This window comes from Thermomicrobiales bacterium (assembly GCA_023954495.1).
Classification (GTDB): Bacteria; Chloroflexota; Chloroflexia; order Thermomicrobiales; family CFX8; genus JAMLIA01.
Map to the genome: position 1 here is coordinate 17,030 of JAMLIA010000030.1, position 17,106 is coordinate 34,135.

A 17,106-nucleotide genomic window follows, 5' to 3' on the forward strand; every position below is an offset into this window, starting at 1 on the left:
AACAGTTGATATGTACCGAAGGGTTCATTGATGGATTCCAAGGATCGATTGCTTGACGAGCTCGTTAGTGAGCTCGGCGTCAAGCGCCTGAAGCGGCGCGATGTTCTGAAGCGCGGCCTCGCGCTGGGCCTGAGCGCGCCGGTCATTGCCGGTCTGCTGGCCGCCTGCGGCGGCGATGACGACGAGACTGATACGCCAGCCGCGACCGCTGATACTGGTGGCAGTGCGACTGAACCGGCCGGTGAGACGCCGGAAGCCGAAGCCACCGAAGGCGAGACTGAGGGCGATTCAACACCCGAGGCCGAAGCGACCGAAGCCGAAACCGGCAGCGGTGGTGGCCGTGGACAGGGCGACCTGCTGCGCCTGCTCGTCTGGCAGGCCCCGACCATCCTCAACACGCACTTCTCGCAGGGTGACAAGGACGGCCTCGCCGCCCGCCTCATCCTTGAGCCGCTTGCCAACCTCAACTCCGACGGCACGCTGGATCCAGTGCTGGCCGAGGAAATCCCGACCCTGGAAAACGGCGGCGTCGCTGCCGACGGTATGAGCGTCACCTGGAAGCTCAAGCCGGACGTGGTCTGGTCGGACGGCGAGCCGTTCACCGCTGCGGACGTCGAGTTCACCTGGCAGTACGCGACCAACATTGATGTTGCTGCGACGACGTTCGCCAACTACGACACCATTTCGGAAGTCGAAGTCGTTGACGACCACACAGTGACCTTCAAGTACGCCGAGCCGAACCCGGCCTGGTTCACCGCCTTCGCCGGCTCATTCAATGGCTCAGTGCTGCCGAAGCACATCCTCGCTGACGTCCTCGGCGCGGAAGCCCGCAACGCGCCGTTCAACCTGAACCCGATCGGTACCGGCCCGTACAAGCTCAAAGAATTCCGCCCGGGCGATACCGTCCTCTACGAGATGAACGAGAACTTCCGCAACCCGGACAAGCCGTTCTTCCCGGAGGTCGAGCTCAAGGGTGGCGGCGACGCGACTGCTGCGGCCCGTGCCGTGCTGCAGTCCGGCGAGACCGACTACTCCTGGAACCTCCAGATCGAGAAGGCTGTCGCCGAGCAGATGGCCGCCAACGCCTCAACCGGCGTGCTGGTTGCCACACCGGGCAATAGTGTCGAGCAGCTGCTGCTGAATTTCGCTGACCCGAACACCGAGGTCGACGGCGCGCGTTCCGAGCCGTCCACCGAGCACCCGATCTTCAAGGACAAGCCGGTCCGCGACGCGCTCCGTGTGTCGTCGGACCGCGAGACGATCGCCACGGAGCTGTATGGTGACGCCGGCTCACCGACGCCGAACACGCTCGTCGCCCCGACATCCTTCGACTCGCCGAACACCTCGATGGAGTACGACCTCGACAAGGCCGCATCCCTCCTCGAAGAGGCCGGCTGGGTGCTGGACGGCAGCACTCGCAAGAAGGACGGCAAGGAGCTCGCGCTCTCGTACATGACGACCGTCAATCCGGTCCGTCAGAAGACGCAGGAGATCCTCAAGCAGTCCTGGGAGCAGATCGGTATTTCGGTTGAGCTTCGTGCGATCGATTCCGGCGTCTTCTTCTCGTCGGACGCCGGCAACCCGGACACGATCTCCCACTTCTACGCTGACATCGGCATGTTCACCAACGGCCCGGTCAGCCCGTATCCGCTGGATTACATGTCCGGCTTCAAGTCGAACGAGCCGGAGACGGACCTCGCTCAGCAGTCCAACCAGTGGTCTGGCAACAACTACAACCGCTGGGTCAATGAGGACTACAACAAGCTGTGGCTGCAGGCCAAGACCGAACTCGATCCGGACACGCAGCAGGAGCTGTTCATTGGTATGAACGACCTGGTCGTGAACGAGGTTGTCCGCATCGGCCTCGTCCACCGCAACGGCCTCACCGGCTTCTCAAACCGGATCAAGGGCCACGTCGATTCCTCCTGGGAGATGGAGGTCTACGACATCGAGAACTGGTACGCGGAGGAGTAATCCCGCGTCTGCTCTCAACGGAGCCCGCCTTGCACATCGCGAGGCGGGCTTTCCTTCTATTCAGCTGCGATGCGAGCAAACGTAGATCATGCGTGGGCTGGTGCCGTCCAGCGGACGACGATCCCAGTCGCCGTACACCTCGCGGATGGCGAAGCCGTTGTAATGCAGCAGCGCCACCATCTCCTGCGGGAAGATGAAGCGCAGAACGGCGCGTTCCTGCACCGTCTGTTCCTGCCCGTCTTCCTGCCAGCGTCGGAGGACGAAGTATTCGGCAACCTGGCTGATTGCGTCGAAGCGCTGCTGTGTCGAGACGGTTACGGTCCGTCCATGCTCGATCCTCGAAGGTGCGCCATGGCGTCTCAGGTGACCACTCGCCCGACAGCGACTCCGGTGTTAGCAGGTCGGACATCTGCGGGAAGCGCGTGTCGAAGCTGAACAGCCCGTCCGGCGCGAGGTGTCGCCGGACAGTCTCGAGCAGCGCCTCCAGATCAGCACGGGTGCGGAACTCCTGAAAGGCGTTGCCGGTCATCGTCACCAGCTTGAACTGGCGGCCAAGCTCGAACGTCCGGCAATCGGCCAGCACCCAGTCGATCGGCAGGTTGCCCGATTTGCTGCGTGCATGGTCGAGCATCTCCGGCGCGAGGTCGACGCCGACGGCAGACAGACCGCTCTGTGCCAGTGGGATCGTCAGGTAGCCGGTGCCGCAGGCCAGATCGAGCACCGGGCCGCCGGTCCTGCCGTGCCAACTCCAGATAGAGGCAGGATCTCTGGCCCATTCGGTCCGTTCTCCTGGTCGTATTCCTCCAGCTCCGACATACCTCGATGTACTCAGAGAACTGTGATGTATCTGTCAGAGTGCGGCTCCATCTCGAGCATGTCCACGGAAATCTACCGTTCTGACCATACCCTGCTGCTGCCTGTGCTTTAATCGCCGCGGCAGCACACTCCGTATGCTGAATTGTCGAGCACAGTGAATCTGTCCAGGTGGGACAGCGCTGGCTGTCATCGCCGGGAGGCGACGCCCCGCCGTGGATGTGCAGGACGACGCAGCAGAACAAACGGCGCGCAAACCCTTTGTGGACATGAAACAGGCTTGTCCATCGCTGTGAGGCGATCACTCCCGCTCGAAGATTAGCGTGCTGGGCGCGGGGTTCTACGTTGGTTCGCCACCCCAAATGTGAGGGGCGTATCGCATACGCCCGGCTAGAACGCCACATACGCGGCCATCCAGTAGGTTCGCCGGAGCATTGTGGCTGCCGGTTGAGCGGGTCGAGGGCCAAACGGGCGTATGCGATACGTGGCCATCCAGCAGGTTCACCCCCGGACACCGTGGCTGCCGATCGGAACGGGTCGAGGGCCAAACGGGCGTATGCGATACGCCCCTACATTTTGGATCGTGGGTACCGGCCTGCGAGCGCGATAGTTGGACGTTGGAATGTCTGATTGCTCGATCGGTCGCATCCCTCTTGTTCTGTTATTCCGAGCACGTTGTCAATGTCAAGTCGTCAGATCGGCAGCCTGCCCCGTCCTCTGTCATTTCACGCCCGGAGGGCACCCGCGCAGCCGAGAAATCTCTCCTGCGTTGGACTGAGTCGAACGGATGGGAGATCTCTCACTGTGGTTCGAGATGACAGGCTAAAGGGTAGGTTACCGATTGGACAACTCGACATTGACAATGTATTTAGAGCAACGTAATCGCTGCATAGCCATGTCGGCGGGACATTGAGTGACGCGGACCCACCGCCCACGATCTCCGGGACAGTGCGCGGTTGGTCTGCGTGCGTTGTTTAGCGGACGTTTTCCACGCAGCATATGAAGCTGAGTTGTTCGCACACCATGCTACTGCTGGTGCCCCTCCCCGACGCTATTCGCTATGCACCGGCGCGCGGTTCGTGTCTTCGGCAAACTCCCAGACGCCAAGCTGCGGGCACGCAGCGCCGATCTGGGTGAGTGTCGTGCAGATCTGTGTGCGGTGCTCGTTGCTGTGGTGCAGGGCCTGCGTCAGGATGACGCCCGACGGCACGTCACGCTGGATACCACCATCCCACTGGACGACGTGGATGTGTTCGGCATCAAACGGGGTCTCCAGGAGGCGGGCCCAGCGCCCGGCCATGTCGGCAGCGTGCGAAGCCAGCTCGTCGATGCCGGCGGTCTCGATCGCGTCCGAGTACCAGTCCGGTGTTTCGCCGGAAAGCCGCCGATAGTAGCTGCCCTCCGACCCGATGATATGCCGCAGCATGGAAATGGTGCTGCCGAATGTGCCGGCCACTTCCGAGTTCAGTTGCTCGTCTGAAAGTTCGCGACAGGCAGCAAGCACCTGGTCTGTCGCCCAGGCGTTATGTCGAAAGGCGTCGATGAGTCCGTCGTTCACAAGTCGTCCTTTCACTGTTGAGAGCAGGATTGCATGTCGGGCGAACGGAAGGGCGGCCTACGGCGATGGTAACAGACGCTCGCGAGGGGACGGTCAGTTGTTCAGGATGCGATCCATGACGCGGCTGAGTGCGTCGACCGCCGCCAGTGCCTCTGCACCGGCCTGCTCGATCGTCATCGCGCGCCCCTCGACAACGGCGCGACCGAGTACCTCGGGCGGCAGCAGCGCCTGCAGTGTGGCAAGCGTGTCTTCGGCGTCGGTGCGCTGCATCGTCTCCACAACCGAGTTCAGCGCGCTGCGAATCGACTGCCCCGCTCCGTGGGCGGCGTGCATCGTTTGCACCGCGCCGAGGAGGCGGGCGACCCGTTCCGGCTGCTCGGCGGCAACCAACGTCGCGATCTGCCAGAGGCTGACGAGCAGAAACGCCTGATCGCCGACAGCGAGGTGGCCGATCAGGCCAGCGCGGAGGCACTGTCTGGCGAGCTTGATCTCGCCGAGTCGACGCAGTACTTCCCCGAGCAACGTGTTGGCAATGGCGATGTAGCGCGGATTCCCCAGCGCGATGTAACGCGCGAGGCTGTCTTCAAAACACGCCCGGCTTGTCGTCAGGTCGTTGACGTTGGCGGTGGCGAGACCGAAGCTCAACAGCGCCAGTGCGATCGCAGGCTGGTCGTTGATCGGGCGTGCAACCTCCAGCGCGCGATTGAGCGCATCGATCGCGCCGTCCGTATCGCCCCGCCGCCAGAGAATCGTGCTGAGCCACGAAAGTGCCTCGCTCAGCGTCGACCCATCGCCGATCTCACTCGCCAGCGCCATCGTCGCTTCCAGGATCTCGATGGCGACATCGAGGTCCAGTTGCCAGATTGCCAGATCGCCAGATCGCAGCAGCACTCTGGCGCGCAGGTTCGGCGTGATCGTCGCCGCGCTGGGCAGCGCCTGCATCGCTTCCAGCCAGCGGCGGCCCTCGCCAGTGTGCCCACGGATTGACCAGAACGGAGAGAGTGCCACCGCCATGCGCAGCCCGCTCTGTGCGTCGTCATGCTCGGCGAAGCGGCGCAGGGCCGTGCGGATATTGTCCTGATCGCGGTCGAGTCGCTGCAGCCAGTCGATCTGCTGCGGGCCTTCCAGATCCTCAGCCGCCTGCTCGGCAAGCGCCCGGAACGCATCTGCATGCCGCGCCGCAACCGTCTCGACTTCGCCGTTGGCAGCCAGTCGATCTGCAGCGAAGAGCCGGACCGGCTCCAGCAGCCGATAGCGAGCGACCGCGCCGCCGTCCTCGACCTGCACGAGCGATTTGTCGACGAGCTGCGCCATCAGGCCGAGGATGACCGGCCCGGGCAGGTCGTCGCCATGGCAGACCGCCTCAACCACCTCACGGTCCGCACCGCCACGGAAGACGGACAGCCGCTCGAACAGGCGTTGCTCCTGCGTTTGCAGCAGGCGGTAGCGCCATTCGAGCGCGGCCAGCAGCGTCTGCTGGCGGCCGCGATTCGTGCGGCTGCCACCGGGCACGATCGTGATCATGTCGGCCAGCCGGGCCGCGACCTGCTCGACCTTCAGCACACGCACCCACGACGCCGCCAGCTCGATCGCCAGCGGGATGCCCTCCAGCCGGACGCAGATGTCGGCAACCGCAGCGGCGTTCTCGTCAGTCAGCTGGAAGTGCGCGTCAACGCCTTGCGCGCGCTCGACAAACAGCCGCACCGCCGCGACACTCGCGATCTGCTCGGCGCTGATCGTCGTTTCCATCGGCGGCACAGCCAGCGGCGCGAGCCGCCAGATCTGCTCTCCGGCGATGTGAAACGGCTCGCGGCTGGTGGCGATCAGGCTGAGCGTTGGGCAACCGGCAAGCAATCTGCGCAGCAGCTCGGCACAGGTGTCGGTCAGGTGTTCGCAGTTGTCGAGGATGAGCAGTGCGTGGCGCTGCTGGAGGAAGCCGACCAACCGATCAATCAGTTGCTCGCCCAGCACTTCGCGAACACCGCAGATCTCGGCGACCGCCCGCGCGACATCGGCCGGGTCATCAATCGGAGCCAGCCTGACGAACCAGACACCATCGGGGAACGTCGGGCCGACCTCGGACGCCAGTTGGAGCGCCAGGCGGGTCTTTCCCATCCCGGCCAATCCCGTCAGCGTCGTCAGTCGGCTGGACGTTGGGCGGCTGATCCGGGTTCGCAGGCTGGCCAGATCGTCTGCGCGGCCGATCAGCGGTGATGGTGGGACGGGCGGGTGCGCGCCACTCGCTGGCGCAGGTGCTGGTTGCGGCGGTGTGGCCTCGGCGCTGGGCGGACGTGTGGCGGTATTCAGGAACTGATCGCGATCGACATCGTCAAGCTCCAGTCCATCGGCAAGCTGGCGGGCGGTATATGGGTAGGGACGTCCGCGCACGCCGCGCTCCAGCGCGCTGATCGCCGAGACGGTCAAGCCCGAGCGTTCGGCTAGCTCGGGCTGGCTCAGGCCAAGTCGACGGCGAAAGAACCGGAGGAGTTCGCCAAACGTGGCCCCGGGCGCTGCTCGATCGTGCATCTGGCGCCCGTCTCCTATCCAAAGTGTGCGGCAAGTGTGCGGGTTCCGTGCGGGTTCCGTCCGTTCCGCTCGTCTGGGAAGCGTCAGATACTTGCGGTATCGACCGGGCAAGCGGTTTCGCACGCGATGCCCAGATGATAGCGCAATGTTTCACCGCTGCGTCATGCACCGGGCGTCTTCTTGCGCCCTTGTCATCTCTGTTGCTCCGGTTGGCGTGTATTCGTGGTTTGAATCTGTCCGTGGAAAGGAAACGGTATGTCACGAAGAGTCCTTCGGATCGTCCTGACGCTGGGGATGATGCTGGCCACATTCAGCTGGGCCGCACTTCCGGCGGCTGCGGCGTCCACGATCCCGGTCTGTCCGACCGATCAGGCCGCGCTGGAAGCGGCTATTGCCAGTGCCGGGAGTGGCGGCACGGTGCTATTCACCTGCGATACGGCACTCACACTGACCAGCACAATCGCACTGGCCGATGTGACGCTCGATGGCAACGGCTTTGACGTCACGCTCGACGGCAACGACGCCGTGCGCATCTTCACTGTATCCGGCACCGTCTCACTGGCTGGCCTGAAGCTGGTCAATGGCGACTCTGGGCAGAACCAGTATGGTGGCGCGATCAATGCAGCTTCCGGAAGTGTCCTGACGGTGACGGGCAGTGTGTTCGATGGGAATAGAGCTGATCGGGACGGCGGTGCAGTTTACGCTTCCAACGCCACGCTCACAATCACTGGCAGCACACTGAGCGGCAACACGGGCTCTTGGGGTGGTGCGATTGCAGCTGCTAATACCGCAATCACAATCACGGGCAGCACACTGAGTGGCAACACAGCGATCGATACGGGCGGTGCAATCAACTTTGATGGTGGGAGCATCACCATCGCGAATAGCACGCTGACGGGCAACACCGCAGACGTTGGCGGAGCGATCAGAGTCAATGGCGACGTGACGCTGCTCAATAGCACGTTCTACGGAAACCAGGCGACGTGGGGTTACGGCGACGGCTACAAGTACGGTAACAGCCTGTACTTCCCCAGTGGCTCCACATTCACCATGACGAACACCATCATGGTCAGCTCCACAAAAGGTGAGTGCGCCACCGATGGCGGAATCAACCCGGTTGACAACGGCGGCAATCTTCTGACCGACGACTCCTGTGCATCAAATGACTATCACTACGACCCGATCGGCACTGTCGTCACCCTTGCCGACCTCGACCTCGGCGCGCTGGCTGACAACGGCGGCCCGACGCAGACCATCGCGCTCGGCGAGAACTCGGTCGCCATCGGTGCTGGCGTCCTGGCGGCCTGTGCCGCAGCCCCGGTCAACGGCCTCGACCAGCGCGGCTACACTCGCCCGACGACGACCTGCGATAGCGGCGCGTTCGACAGCGGTGCAGCCGCTCCGGACAGCACCGCGCCGGTCATCACGCCGACGGTGAACGGCACGCTCGGCGCGAACGACTGGTACACCAGCGACGTCGCTGTCTCGTGGAGCGTCGTCGATGACGAGTCGGCCATCAGCGCCTCGACTGGCTGCGAAGCGACGACGGTTACCACAGACACCACCGGCACGACCTTCACCTGCGAGGCGACCAGCGCTGGCGGCACCAGCACAGTCCGCCAGATCACGTTACGCCACCGCACCAGCAGTCAGCGTCACCGGCATCGCCGATGGAGCGGTCTACACGCTCGGCGATACGATCCCGACGGTTGGTTGCACGACGGATGACGCCACCTCTGGTGTCGCGACACAGGCCACCGTCAGTACGACAGGCGGACCGGTCGGCGAGATGACCGTCACCTGCTCCGGTGCAACGGACAACGCGGGCAATACCGCATCAGCCTCGATCACGTACGCGGTGCACTACGACTGGGAGGGCTTCAGCGGACTGGTCAAGAACCAGCCGAAGGCGACCACCTGGATCGCCCTGCTGCCGGTCCCGGTCATGTTCACCATCGACGGCAACCAGGGACGCGACGCCATCACCAGCATCACCTCCCGGAGTTGCAGCAACGCACCGGGTGTTGGTGAGGTCAGCGCCGGGTCACTGTTCAACATCGGTGTGGTCAGCCTGGGACGCACTGACCAGTACCTGTTCATCTGGACGACGCCACGCTCGTGGGCACGTACGTGCCGCGTGCTGACCGTCACGCTGGCCGACGGCACAAGCCACGAAGCGACGTTCAACTTCCGTTAGATAACCATCGCCCTCTACGCACCCACTGGCCGGCGTCGATCGACACCGGCCAGTGGCCTTAGATTGATCGGTGTCCAAAGTGTGCGGCAAGCGTGCGGGTTCTGTGCGGGTTCCGTCCGTTCCCGCGCAGGCTGAATCACGACAGACTTCTGTCATTGACCGGAGCGTTCGTTGAATCGCCGCTGCCCGTGTGGGAGGTGCTGCGTGTTGCGCGGCCCGACTGGCGGCCGAACGTCAGGTGGTGTGGTGCGTGGTGTTGGAGAGCAGCGTGGAACGACAGGGTGCAGGCATGATCAAACGGCTTGGACGCACCATCCTCGTGCTGGGGATGGTGCTGACGACATTCAGCTGGTTAGTACCGTCGGCATCGGCGGACGGAGCAACCGTGCCGGTCTGTCCGGCAGACGAGATGGCGGTGCGGGCCGCTCTGATCGCAGCACGTTATGGCGGCACGGTGTTGTTTACATGCGATGCGCATATCACGTTGGCCGACAAGCTCTTGCTGGGCGATGTGACTATCGATGGCAACGGCTTCGACGTGACGATCGACGGCAACAACGCCGTAGGTGTCTTCTCCGTCTTCGGCACGGTGTCGCTGATCGGTCTGCACATCGTCAATGGCTTTGGCAGTACCGCTGGCGCGATCTACGCGGATAAGAACAGTACGCTAAGGATCGCTAACAGCACGTTGAGTGGTAATCATGTATTGTCGCATGGTGGAGCTATCTTTGCTTCAGGTGGCTCCATAACCATCGTTGACAGCACCATAAGCGATAACGTCGCCAAAGAGATCACGCCAACCGGCGGCCAATACGGTTATGGAGGTGCCATCTTCGGTAGTGGGACACTGGTCATCGATCGCAGTACGATCAACAATAATGTCTCGATGAATGGTGGGGCCATCCTCGGATCCTTCTCCCGGCTGAGCATCTCCAATAGCACCTTGAGTGGCAATAGTGCCGACATCGGAGGCGCTATCAAGATCGGTTTGAGTTCATCAGTTCTGGAGATCACCAATAGCACGCTCGCGGGAAATAGCGCCAGATACGGCAGCACCATCATGTTCGACGCAGCCGCGACCCTGAATGCAACCAACAGTATCTTCGCTGGAGGAGGGCCAAGCACCACCTGTGTATTTCCCTACGCGCCGACGGTCAATGACCTGGGCGGCAACTTGGCGAACGACTCGTCATGTGGCATCGGTACCTTCGCCAGCCTGGCAAACCTCAAGCTCGGCCCACTTGCCGACAACGGTGGCCCAACGCAGACAATCGCGCTCGGGAACGGCTCAGTTGCTATCGGCGCGGGCGACTCGGATGTCTGCAACGCCGATCCGATCAACGGCGTTGACCAGCGCGGCTCTGCCCGTCTGACGATGACGTGTGACAGTGGCGCGTTCGATACAGGCACGCCTCCAGACACCACCGCCCCGACGATCACCCCGACGATCAGCGGGACGCTTGGTGAGAGCGGCTGGTACACCAGTGACGTTGATGTCTCGTGGAGTGTCGTTGATGCCGAATCGACCGTCAGTTCTCAACCGGCTGCGAAGCGACGACGATAACGGAGGACACCACCGGCACGACCTACACTTGTGAGGGCCACCAGTGCTGGCGGGAGCAGCAGCGAATCCGTCACGATCAAGCGCGACGCGACAGCTCCGGTCGTCAGTGTCACCGGCGTCAGCGACGGCGCGTCATATGTTGCTGGCTCCGTTCCGAAGCTGATTGCAGCACAAACCGACGCAGACGGTGGCTCTCGGTGAGAACTCGGTCGCCATCGGCGCAGGCGTATCAGCAGCCTGTAACGCTGACCCGGTCAACGGCCTTGACCAGCGTGGTTATATCCGTCAGACGACGACCTGCGACAGCGGCGCATATGACAGCACTGCGGACTTTGTCGACACGACCGGCCCGGTCATCACCCCGACCGTCAGCGGTACCTAAGGTGCAAATGGCTGGTATACCAGTGACGTGACAGTGACCTGGAGCGTTATCGACGAGTCGACCATCATATCCTCAACCGGCTGCAACGCCACGACAGTCACCGCGGACACTATCGGCACGACACTGACCTGCGAGGCGACCAGTGAGGGCGGCACCAGCAGCCAGTCGGTCACGTTCAAGCGTGATGCCACCCCGCCGACGGTCTTGTATTTTGGTCCGAGCGATGGATCGTCCTATCTTCCTGGTACTGTTCCCGAGGCGGGTTGCACAACGCTAGACGCACTCTCTGGCGTCGCAACCAACGCAACGCTCTCGACGAGTGGAGGTCCCAGCGGCTCTATTACCGTTACCTGCTCAGGCGCAACGGACAACGCCGGGAACACTGCGGCAGCGGTCTCCGTCACCTACAACATCGTCGACACCACAGCGCCGAGCATCACCTACATCTTCGACACCAACGGCACCGTGCCGGTCAACGGGTGGTACGGCAATAATCTCACGCTCACCTGGGTCGTTACTGAACCGGAATCGCCGGATACCCTTGTTCTGGATGGTTGTGAAGATCAGATCATCACCGGCGATCTACCGATCACGACCTTCAGTTGTTCGGCAACATCTGCGGGTGGCACAGCCGGACCGGTCACGATCACCTTTGGGAACGACAAAACTGCGCCCGATATGACATTCACGGGCCTGACTGCCGACGCGATCTATCCACTGAGTGCGGTGCCGGTGCCGGTTTGCGAGGCGACCGACGCGACCTCCGGTATGGCCGACGGCTTCCCAACGCTGACCTATGACGGCGGGCCGCTCGGAACGGTGGTGGCAATCTGTTCCGCTAAAGACGTCTACGGCAACACACGGCAGATAGGTGTGCACTACACCGTCATTGATGACACTGCCCCGGTGATCACGCCGACCCTCGACCCGGCAACGCCCGACGCTGCCAACGGCTGGTACAGCAGCGACATCACGGTCAGTTGGACCGTCGAAGACGAGTCTCCCATCAGCGCCTCGGCTGGCTGCGACACCACAACGCTTGACACCGACACCACCGGCGCGACGCTCACCTGCGAAGCGACCAGTGCTGGTGGCACGAGCAGCCAGTCGGTCACGATCAAGCGCGACGCGACGGCACCGGTCGTCAGCGTCACCGGCGTGGCAGATGGTGCGTCGTACGTCGCCGGTTCCGTCCCGGCAGCAGGCTGCACGACAGTTGACGCCACATCTGGCGTTGCCACCGACGCGACGCTTTTAGCACCAGCGGTGGGCCGCTCGGACCGATCACCGCGACCTGCGCCGGAGCAACGGACAACGCCGGTAACACCGGTAGCGTGTCCGTGACGTATACCGTCACGGACAGCAGCGCACCGATCATCGGCTACACGCTCGATCCCGCCACGCCTGATGGCGCGAACGGCTGGTACAGCGGAACAGTCACGCCTGCCACCTGGACCGTGACTGAGCCGGAAACGCCTGACACGCTGTCGCAGGTCGGCTGCGCGAACCAGACCATCACCGCCGATCAGGCCGAGACGACCTACCCTGCTCGGCCACCTCCGGCGGTGCTGCAGCACAGGTCGATGTCACCATCGGTCGCGACGCCACCGCCCCGGTAGTGAGCGTCACGGGCATCGCCGATGGCGCGGTCTACACGCTCGGCGACGTGATCCCAGCCGTCGGCTGCACGACGACCGACGCCACCTCCGGTGTCGCGACACAGGCCACCGTCAGCACGACAGGCGGACCGGTCGGCGACATCGTCACCTGCGCTGGTGCGACGGACAACGCGGGCAACACAGCGGCAGCAGCCTCGGCGACCTACTCCGTGCAGTATGACTGGAATGGCTTCAGCGGCGTGGTGAAGAACCAGCCGAAGGCGACCACCTGATCGCCCCTGCTGCCGGTGCCGGTCCTGTTCTCGATCGATGGCAACCAGGGACGCGACGCCGTTACCAGCATCACCTCGCGCAGTTGAAAGTAACGCACCGGGTGTTGGTGAAGTCAGTGCCGGATCGTTGTTCAACATTGGCGTCGTCAGTCTGGGACGGACTGACCAGTACCTGTTCATCTGGACGACGCCGCGCTCGTGGGCACGCACCTGCCGGGTGCTGACGGTCACGCTGGCCGACGGCACTTCGCACGAAGCGACGTTCAACTCGCCAGCGAAGGAGGAACTAGCCCTATTCGTTCGCACGAACCCGGAACCGCGGCCGATGTCACCGACGCTGGCCGCGGTTCGTTGTATCCGGCGGCGATCGTCAGTGAACCGTTGGCAAGTCAGGGTCGGCAGCGAGCATGGCGGATGCCGATCGAGCGCGGCCATCGCCGTCGATTGCGCCTGCTCGATCGTGAGCATGTAGCCGCTGGATATGGCGGCGTCGATCCGCGCCGACGAGAGCTGGCGCCGAATCGTGGAGATCGTCGCCTCGTTCGTGCGCTCCCCGAGCAGGTCAGCCTTCGCCTTGAGTGTCTCCCGTAGGGTGTAGGAGGCTCCAATGAGTTGGGCCGCATCTTCCGGCTGACGTTCGGCGATGAGTGACGCGACCATACGCAGGTTGCTGCTGTGAAGGCCCGGTCGCCGACCGCGCCAGCCCCGGCCAGTCCTCGCGGAACAAGTCTGCGGCCCGCGTGTAATCGGTGGCGACGTTTGCCGCCCCGCCGCGCATCGTCGCGACGAGATGGCGACGAACCGCGTGTTGCCCAGCGATCTCATAGCCAGGCTGTCGTCGAGCGCCGCCAGCCCGCTCGCCAGCTCCTCGGCGTAAACGAGCGTGACTCCGAGATTCAGCAGGCCAAACGCGATGACCTGCCGGTCGTCCAGTCGCTGTGCGATTGCCAGCCCCGCTTCAGTTACATCCGCGGCTGCGCGGATGTCGCCCCCGCCGCTTGACGATGCCGAGCCGATCAGCGCTTCGGCCAGCGTGCGTTGGTCGTCGAGCTGCTCCGCCAGTCGGCAGCACGCGTTCAGCGTCTCCAGCGCCTCGTCCAGCAGCGCCTTCGCCGCTCGCGCCAGCTCGCCGCTACGCAGCAGCCCCGCCATGCGCAGCGGCAGCGGTACCGACTCGTCGCGCCGCGCCAGCAACGGGTTCAGCCGACGGCCCTCGCTGAGATAGCTGCGCACCGACCAGAACGGCGCAAGCGCGACCGCCAGCCGCAGCCCCTCGGTCGTCATATCGCCGTCGCTGAGCCAGCGCGCGGCGTGCATGTTCTCGGTATCGCGATCCAGCTTCAGCAGCCAGTCGACCTGCCCGCCATTCAGCTCCGGCGCGCTGCGGAGCGCCAGCGCCGTGAAGGCGGCGGCGTGTCGGGCAGCGACGATGTGCCGATCTCCCGATGCCGCGAGTCGTTCGTCGGCGAACAGCCGCACCGGCTCCAGCAGGTATTAGCAGCGTTACCGGACCGCTACGATCAACCTGAATCAATGACTGATCCACCAGTTGCGGCAGCAGCCCGAGTACCTGCCTGACTGGCAGATCGTTGCCGGCGCAGACCGCCTCGGCAGACTCAAGGTCGCAGCCGCCGCGGAAGATCGCCAGGCGCTCGAACAACCGTTGCTCCGGGGCGCTGAGCAGCGAGTAGCCCACTCCAGCGCTGCCTGCACCGACTGATGGCGGCTGGGTGTGCCGGTCCGTTTGCCCGATCTTCGGACAGCACGTCCGCCAGGCGCGTCGTGACCTGCTCGATGCTCAACACCCGCAGCAGCGCCGCCGTCAGCTCGATCGCCAGCGGCACGCCCGAGAGGCGGACGCAGATGTCAGCGATGGCGTCCGCGTTGTGCTCAGTCAGCTCGAACTGCGGCACGATGACCTCGGCTCGATTGACGAACAGCTGAATCGCCGGGATGGCGGCTAGTTGCTCCAATCGTCAGTGCGCGGTCGGTTTGTGGGGTCTCAAGCGGATGAATGCGCCAGATCTGCTCCCCGGCGATGTGGAGCGGGGTACGGCTGGTCGCGATGATACGGAGACAGCAGGCGCGAGCAGCCATCGGCCAGCTCCGCGCAGCCGCTGAGGACGTGCTCGCAGTTGTCCAGCACAAGCAGCGCGTGGCGCGATCCCAGGAAGGCGATGATGCGTTCGACGAGCGGTTCGTCCGGCGCCTCGCGCAGATCCAGCGTGAGTGCCACGACTGTCGCCACCTGCTCGGCTTCATCGAGCGGCGCAAGCTGGACAAACCAGATGCCGTCCGGAAAATCCGTTGCGGCTTCCATGGCCAGATGCAAGCGCCAGCCGCGTCTTGCCGATCCCGGCAAAGCCGGCCAGCGTGAGCAAGCGCTTGTCGGTTGGCGCGCTCAACCTGGCACGTAGTGCGGCCATCTCGCTCGAACGCCCAATGAGCGGCGTCGCCGGTACGCTGACCGCGCCACGTGCCGATGTCACGACCGTGCCAGGGTCTCGGGTCGCCCCGGCTCCGGCTCGACGATGCGCGCCTGTTGCGCCGAGCCGAGCAGGTCGGCGCGTTCGCTGCCGGTCAGGTTCAGTCCGTCAGCGAGCTGCCGCAAAAGGATGGGCACTGATGCGTGCGAATGCCGCGTTCCAGCGCGCTGATCGCCGAGGCCGTCAGCCCGCGCGATCCGCAAGCTCAACCTGCGGAGCCCGGCACGGCGGCGGTAGTGACGAAGGAGTTGCCCAAATGTGAGCGGCGATGCTGACTCTCTGGGCATCGTGCGCCCATCTCCCGACTGAATGTATAACCAGTGTGCGAGTATTGACCGTTCTATCGCACCGGTGAATTCCAGACACTATCTGTAGTGATCTGACTGGCGTTGTCGCACGCGACACCCAGATGATAGCGCAATGGCTCACTGCTGCTTCCGGCAGCGGGTGGAATCGTGTACCTTCGTACAGGAAAATCCCGGCTGACGCTGATTCTGTTTGTCCTCATCCTGGAAGGGAAAGACTATGTCAAGGAAAGTCCTCCGGATCATGCTGACGCTGGGCATGACCCTGGCGACATTCACCTGGGCCGCGCTGCCAGCGCAGGCGGCAGGCACGGTTCTGTTCTGTCCGTCAAACCAGGCCATGCTGGAAGCTGCCATCGGTGCTGCCGGCCCCGGCGGCACGATGCTGTTCAGTTGCAACACGAGCATCACGCTGACGAGCACGATCGCGCTGGCCGACGTCACGCTCGATGGCAACGGCTTTGACGTCACGCTCGACGGTAACGACGCCGTGCGCATCTTCACTGTGTCCGGTACCGTGTCGCTGATCGGCCTGCACCTGACCCATGGCTTCTCTAGTGCATACCTGGATGGCGGCGCAATCTATGCAGCTTCTGGCAGCGTTCTGACCGTGACGAGCAGCGTCCTTGATGAGAATCATGCTGACTATAGTGGTGGTGCGATCTACGGATACAACGTGACGACGACCATCGTCGACAGTACGCTGAATGGCAACTCCGTCCAGCAACTGTATGGCGGCGCGCTTTCCATCAGCGGTTCGCTCACGATCTATGGGAGCACACTGAGCAATAACTCTTCAGGCTGGGCAGCTGGTGCGATCGACTTTAGTGGTGAACAAGTCAGCTTGACCAACAGCACGCTGACTGGGAACACCGCTGGCGCTGGCGGCGCAATGCTTGCCAACGGCGACGTGACGCTGACCAATAGCACGTTCTACGGAAACCAGGCGACGTGGGGTTATCGCGACGACTACATGTACGGAAACAGCCTGCTCTTCCCCACCTCTGGCTCCACACTCACCATGACGAACACCATCATGGTGAGCTACACAAAGGGCGAGTGCGCCGTCGATAGTAGTAATGGAATCAACCCGATTGACAACGGCGGGAATCTTCTGAGCGACGATTCCTGTGCATCAAATGATTCACATGTCAACCCGATCGGTACTCAGATCAATCTCACCGACCTCGACGTCGACGCGCTGGCTGACAACGGCGGCCCGACGCAGACTCTTGCCCTCGGCGAGAACTCGGTCGCCATCGGTGCTGGCGTCCTTGCGGCCTGTGCCGCAGCCCCGGTCAACGGCCTCGATCAGCGCGGCTACACCCGCCCGACGACGACCTGCGATAGCGGCGCGTTCGACAGCGGAGCGATTGCGCCGGACAGCACCGCGCCGGTCATCACGCCGAC

The 17,106-nt window shown here is 63.5% G+C and carries 15 protein-coding genes; 8 read left to right on the forward strand and 7 right to left on the reverse strand.

Annotated features, from left to right (window positions below; translation table 11 throughout):
- Window positions 1-30: 30 nt before the first annotated feature.
- Window positions 31-1,974 (forward strand): peptide ABC transporter substrate-binding protein, encoded by a 1,944-nt coding sequence (locus M9890_07885; GenBank protein ID MCO5176870.1) that lies wholly within the window; start codon window positions 31-33, stop codon window positions 1,972-1,974.
- Window positions 1,975-2,034: 60 nt separating this feature from the next.
- On the opposite strand, the gene M9890_07890 is transcribed toward M9890_07885, so the two are convergent.
- The 3 genes from M9890_07890 to M9890_07900 all read right to left on the reverse strand — a co-directional run bounded on the left by M9890_07890 (window position 2,035) and on the right by M9890_07900 (window position 6,871).
- The gene (locus M9890_07890; GenBank protein MCO5176871.1) at window positions 2,035-2,196 is read right to left on the reverse strand and encodes a hypothetical protein; all 162 of its coding nucleotides are present in this window, start codon (window positions 2,194-2,196) and stop codon (window positions 2,035-2,037) included.
- 1,642 nt (window positions 2,197-3,838) lie between these two features.
- Window positions 3,839-4,345 (reverse strand): DinB family protein, encoded by a 507-nt coding sequence (locus M9890_07895; GenBank protein ID MCO5176872.1) that lies wholly within the window; start codon window positions 4,343-4,345, stop codon window positions 3,839-3,841.
- A 93-nt stretch (window positions 4,346-4,438) separates the two neighbouring features.
- Complete coding sequence (locus tag M9890_07900; GenBank protein ID MCO5176873.1) at window positions 4,439-6,871, reverse strand: helix-turn-helix domain-containing protein; 2,433 nt, start codon at window positions 6,869-6,871, stop codon at window positions 4,439-4,441.
- Between the two features lie 255 nt (window positions 6,872-7,126).
- Here M9890_07900 and M9890_07905 point away from each other — a divergent pair, with 255 nt between their 5' ends.
- The 6 genes from M9890_07905 (at window position 7,127) to M9890_07930 (ending at window position 12,633) form a co-directional block, all read left to right on the forward strand.
- Window positions 7,127-8,599 (forward strand): hypothetical protein, encoded by a 1,473-nt coding sequence (locus tag M9890_07905; protein MCO5176874.1) that lies wholly within the window; start codon window positions 7,127-7,129, stop codon window positions 8,597-8,599.
- Window positions 8,600-8,660: 61 nt separating this feature from the next.
- Window positions 8,661-9,068, forward strand: a complete 408-nt coding sequence (locus M9890_07910) for a PxKF domain-containing protein (GenBank protein ID MCO5176875.1) — start codon at window positions 8,661-8,663, stop codon at window positions 9,066-9,068.
- A 289-nt stretch (window positions 9,069-9,357) separates the two neighbouring features.
- Window positions 9,358-10,632 carry a right-handed parallel beta-helix repeat-containing protein gene (locus M9890_07915; GenBank protein MCO5176876.1) on the forward strand — a complete coding sequence of 425 codons (1,275 nt, stop codon included), beginning with the start codon at window positions 9,358-9,360 and terminating at the stop codon, window positions 10,630-10,632.
- 187 nt (window positions 10,633-10,819) lie between these two features.
- A complete protein-coding gene (locus M9890_07920; protein MCO5176877.1) occupies window positions 10,820-11,014 on the forward strand; it encodes a hypothetical protein in 195 nt (64 codons plus the stop codon).
- 33 nt (window positions 11,015-11,047) lie between these two features.
- Complete coding sequence (locus M9890_07925) at window positions 11,048-12,358, forward strand: hypothetical protein (protein ID MCO5176878.1); 1,311 nt, start codon at window positions 11,048-11,050, stop codon at window positions 12,356-12,358.
- Window positions 12,349-12,633 carry a hypothetical protein gene (locus tag M9890_07930; protein ID MCO5176879.1) on the forward strand — a complete coding sequence of 95 codons (285 nt, stop codon included), beginning with the start codon at window positions 12,349-12,351 and terminating at the stop codon, window positions 12,631-12,633. The genes M9890_07925 and M9890_07930 overlap by 10 nt, the downstream gene beginning before the upstream one ends.
- Here M9890_07930 and M9890_07935 read toward each other — a convergent pair.
- The 4 genes from M9890_07935 to M9890_07950 form a co-directional block, all read right to left on the reverse strand.
- On the reverse strand, window positions 12,555-14,384 hold the full coding sequence (locus tag M9890_07935; protein ID MCO5176880.1) for a hypothetical protein: 1,830 nt from the start codon (window positions 14,382-14,384) through the stop codon (window positions 12,555-12,557). The genes M9890_07930 and M9890_07935 overlap by 79 nt on opposite strands.
- 137 nt (window positions 14,385-14,521) lie before the next feature.
- A complete protein-coding gene (locus M9890_07940; protein MCO5176881.1) occupies window positions 14,522-14,878 on the reverse strand; it encodes a hypothetical protein in 357 nt (118 codons plus the stop codon).
- A gap of 29 nt (window positions 14,879-14,907) precedes the next feature.
- Window positions 14,908-15,225: a hypothetical protein gene (locus M9890_07945; GenBank protein MCO5176882.1), complete on the reverse strand. Its 318-nt coding sequence runs from the start codon at window positions 15,223-15,225 to the stop codon at window positions 14,908-14,910.
- A 165-nt stretch (window positions 15,226-15,390) separates the two neighbouring features.
- Entirely contained in the window at window positions 15,391-15,678 is a 288-nt protein-coding gene (locus M9890_07950; GenBank protein ID MCO5176883.1) for a hypothetical protein, read from the reverse strand.
- Between the two features lie 238 nt (window positions 15,679-15,916).
- On the opposite strand from M9890_07950, the gene M9890_07955 reads away from it, so the two are divergent.
- A partial coding sequence (locus M9890_07955; GenBank protein ID MCO5176884.1) for a hypothetical protein occupies window positions 15,917-17,106 on the forward strand: 1,190 nt, incomplete at its 3' end.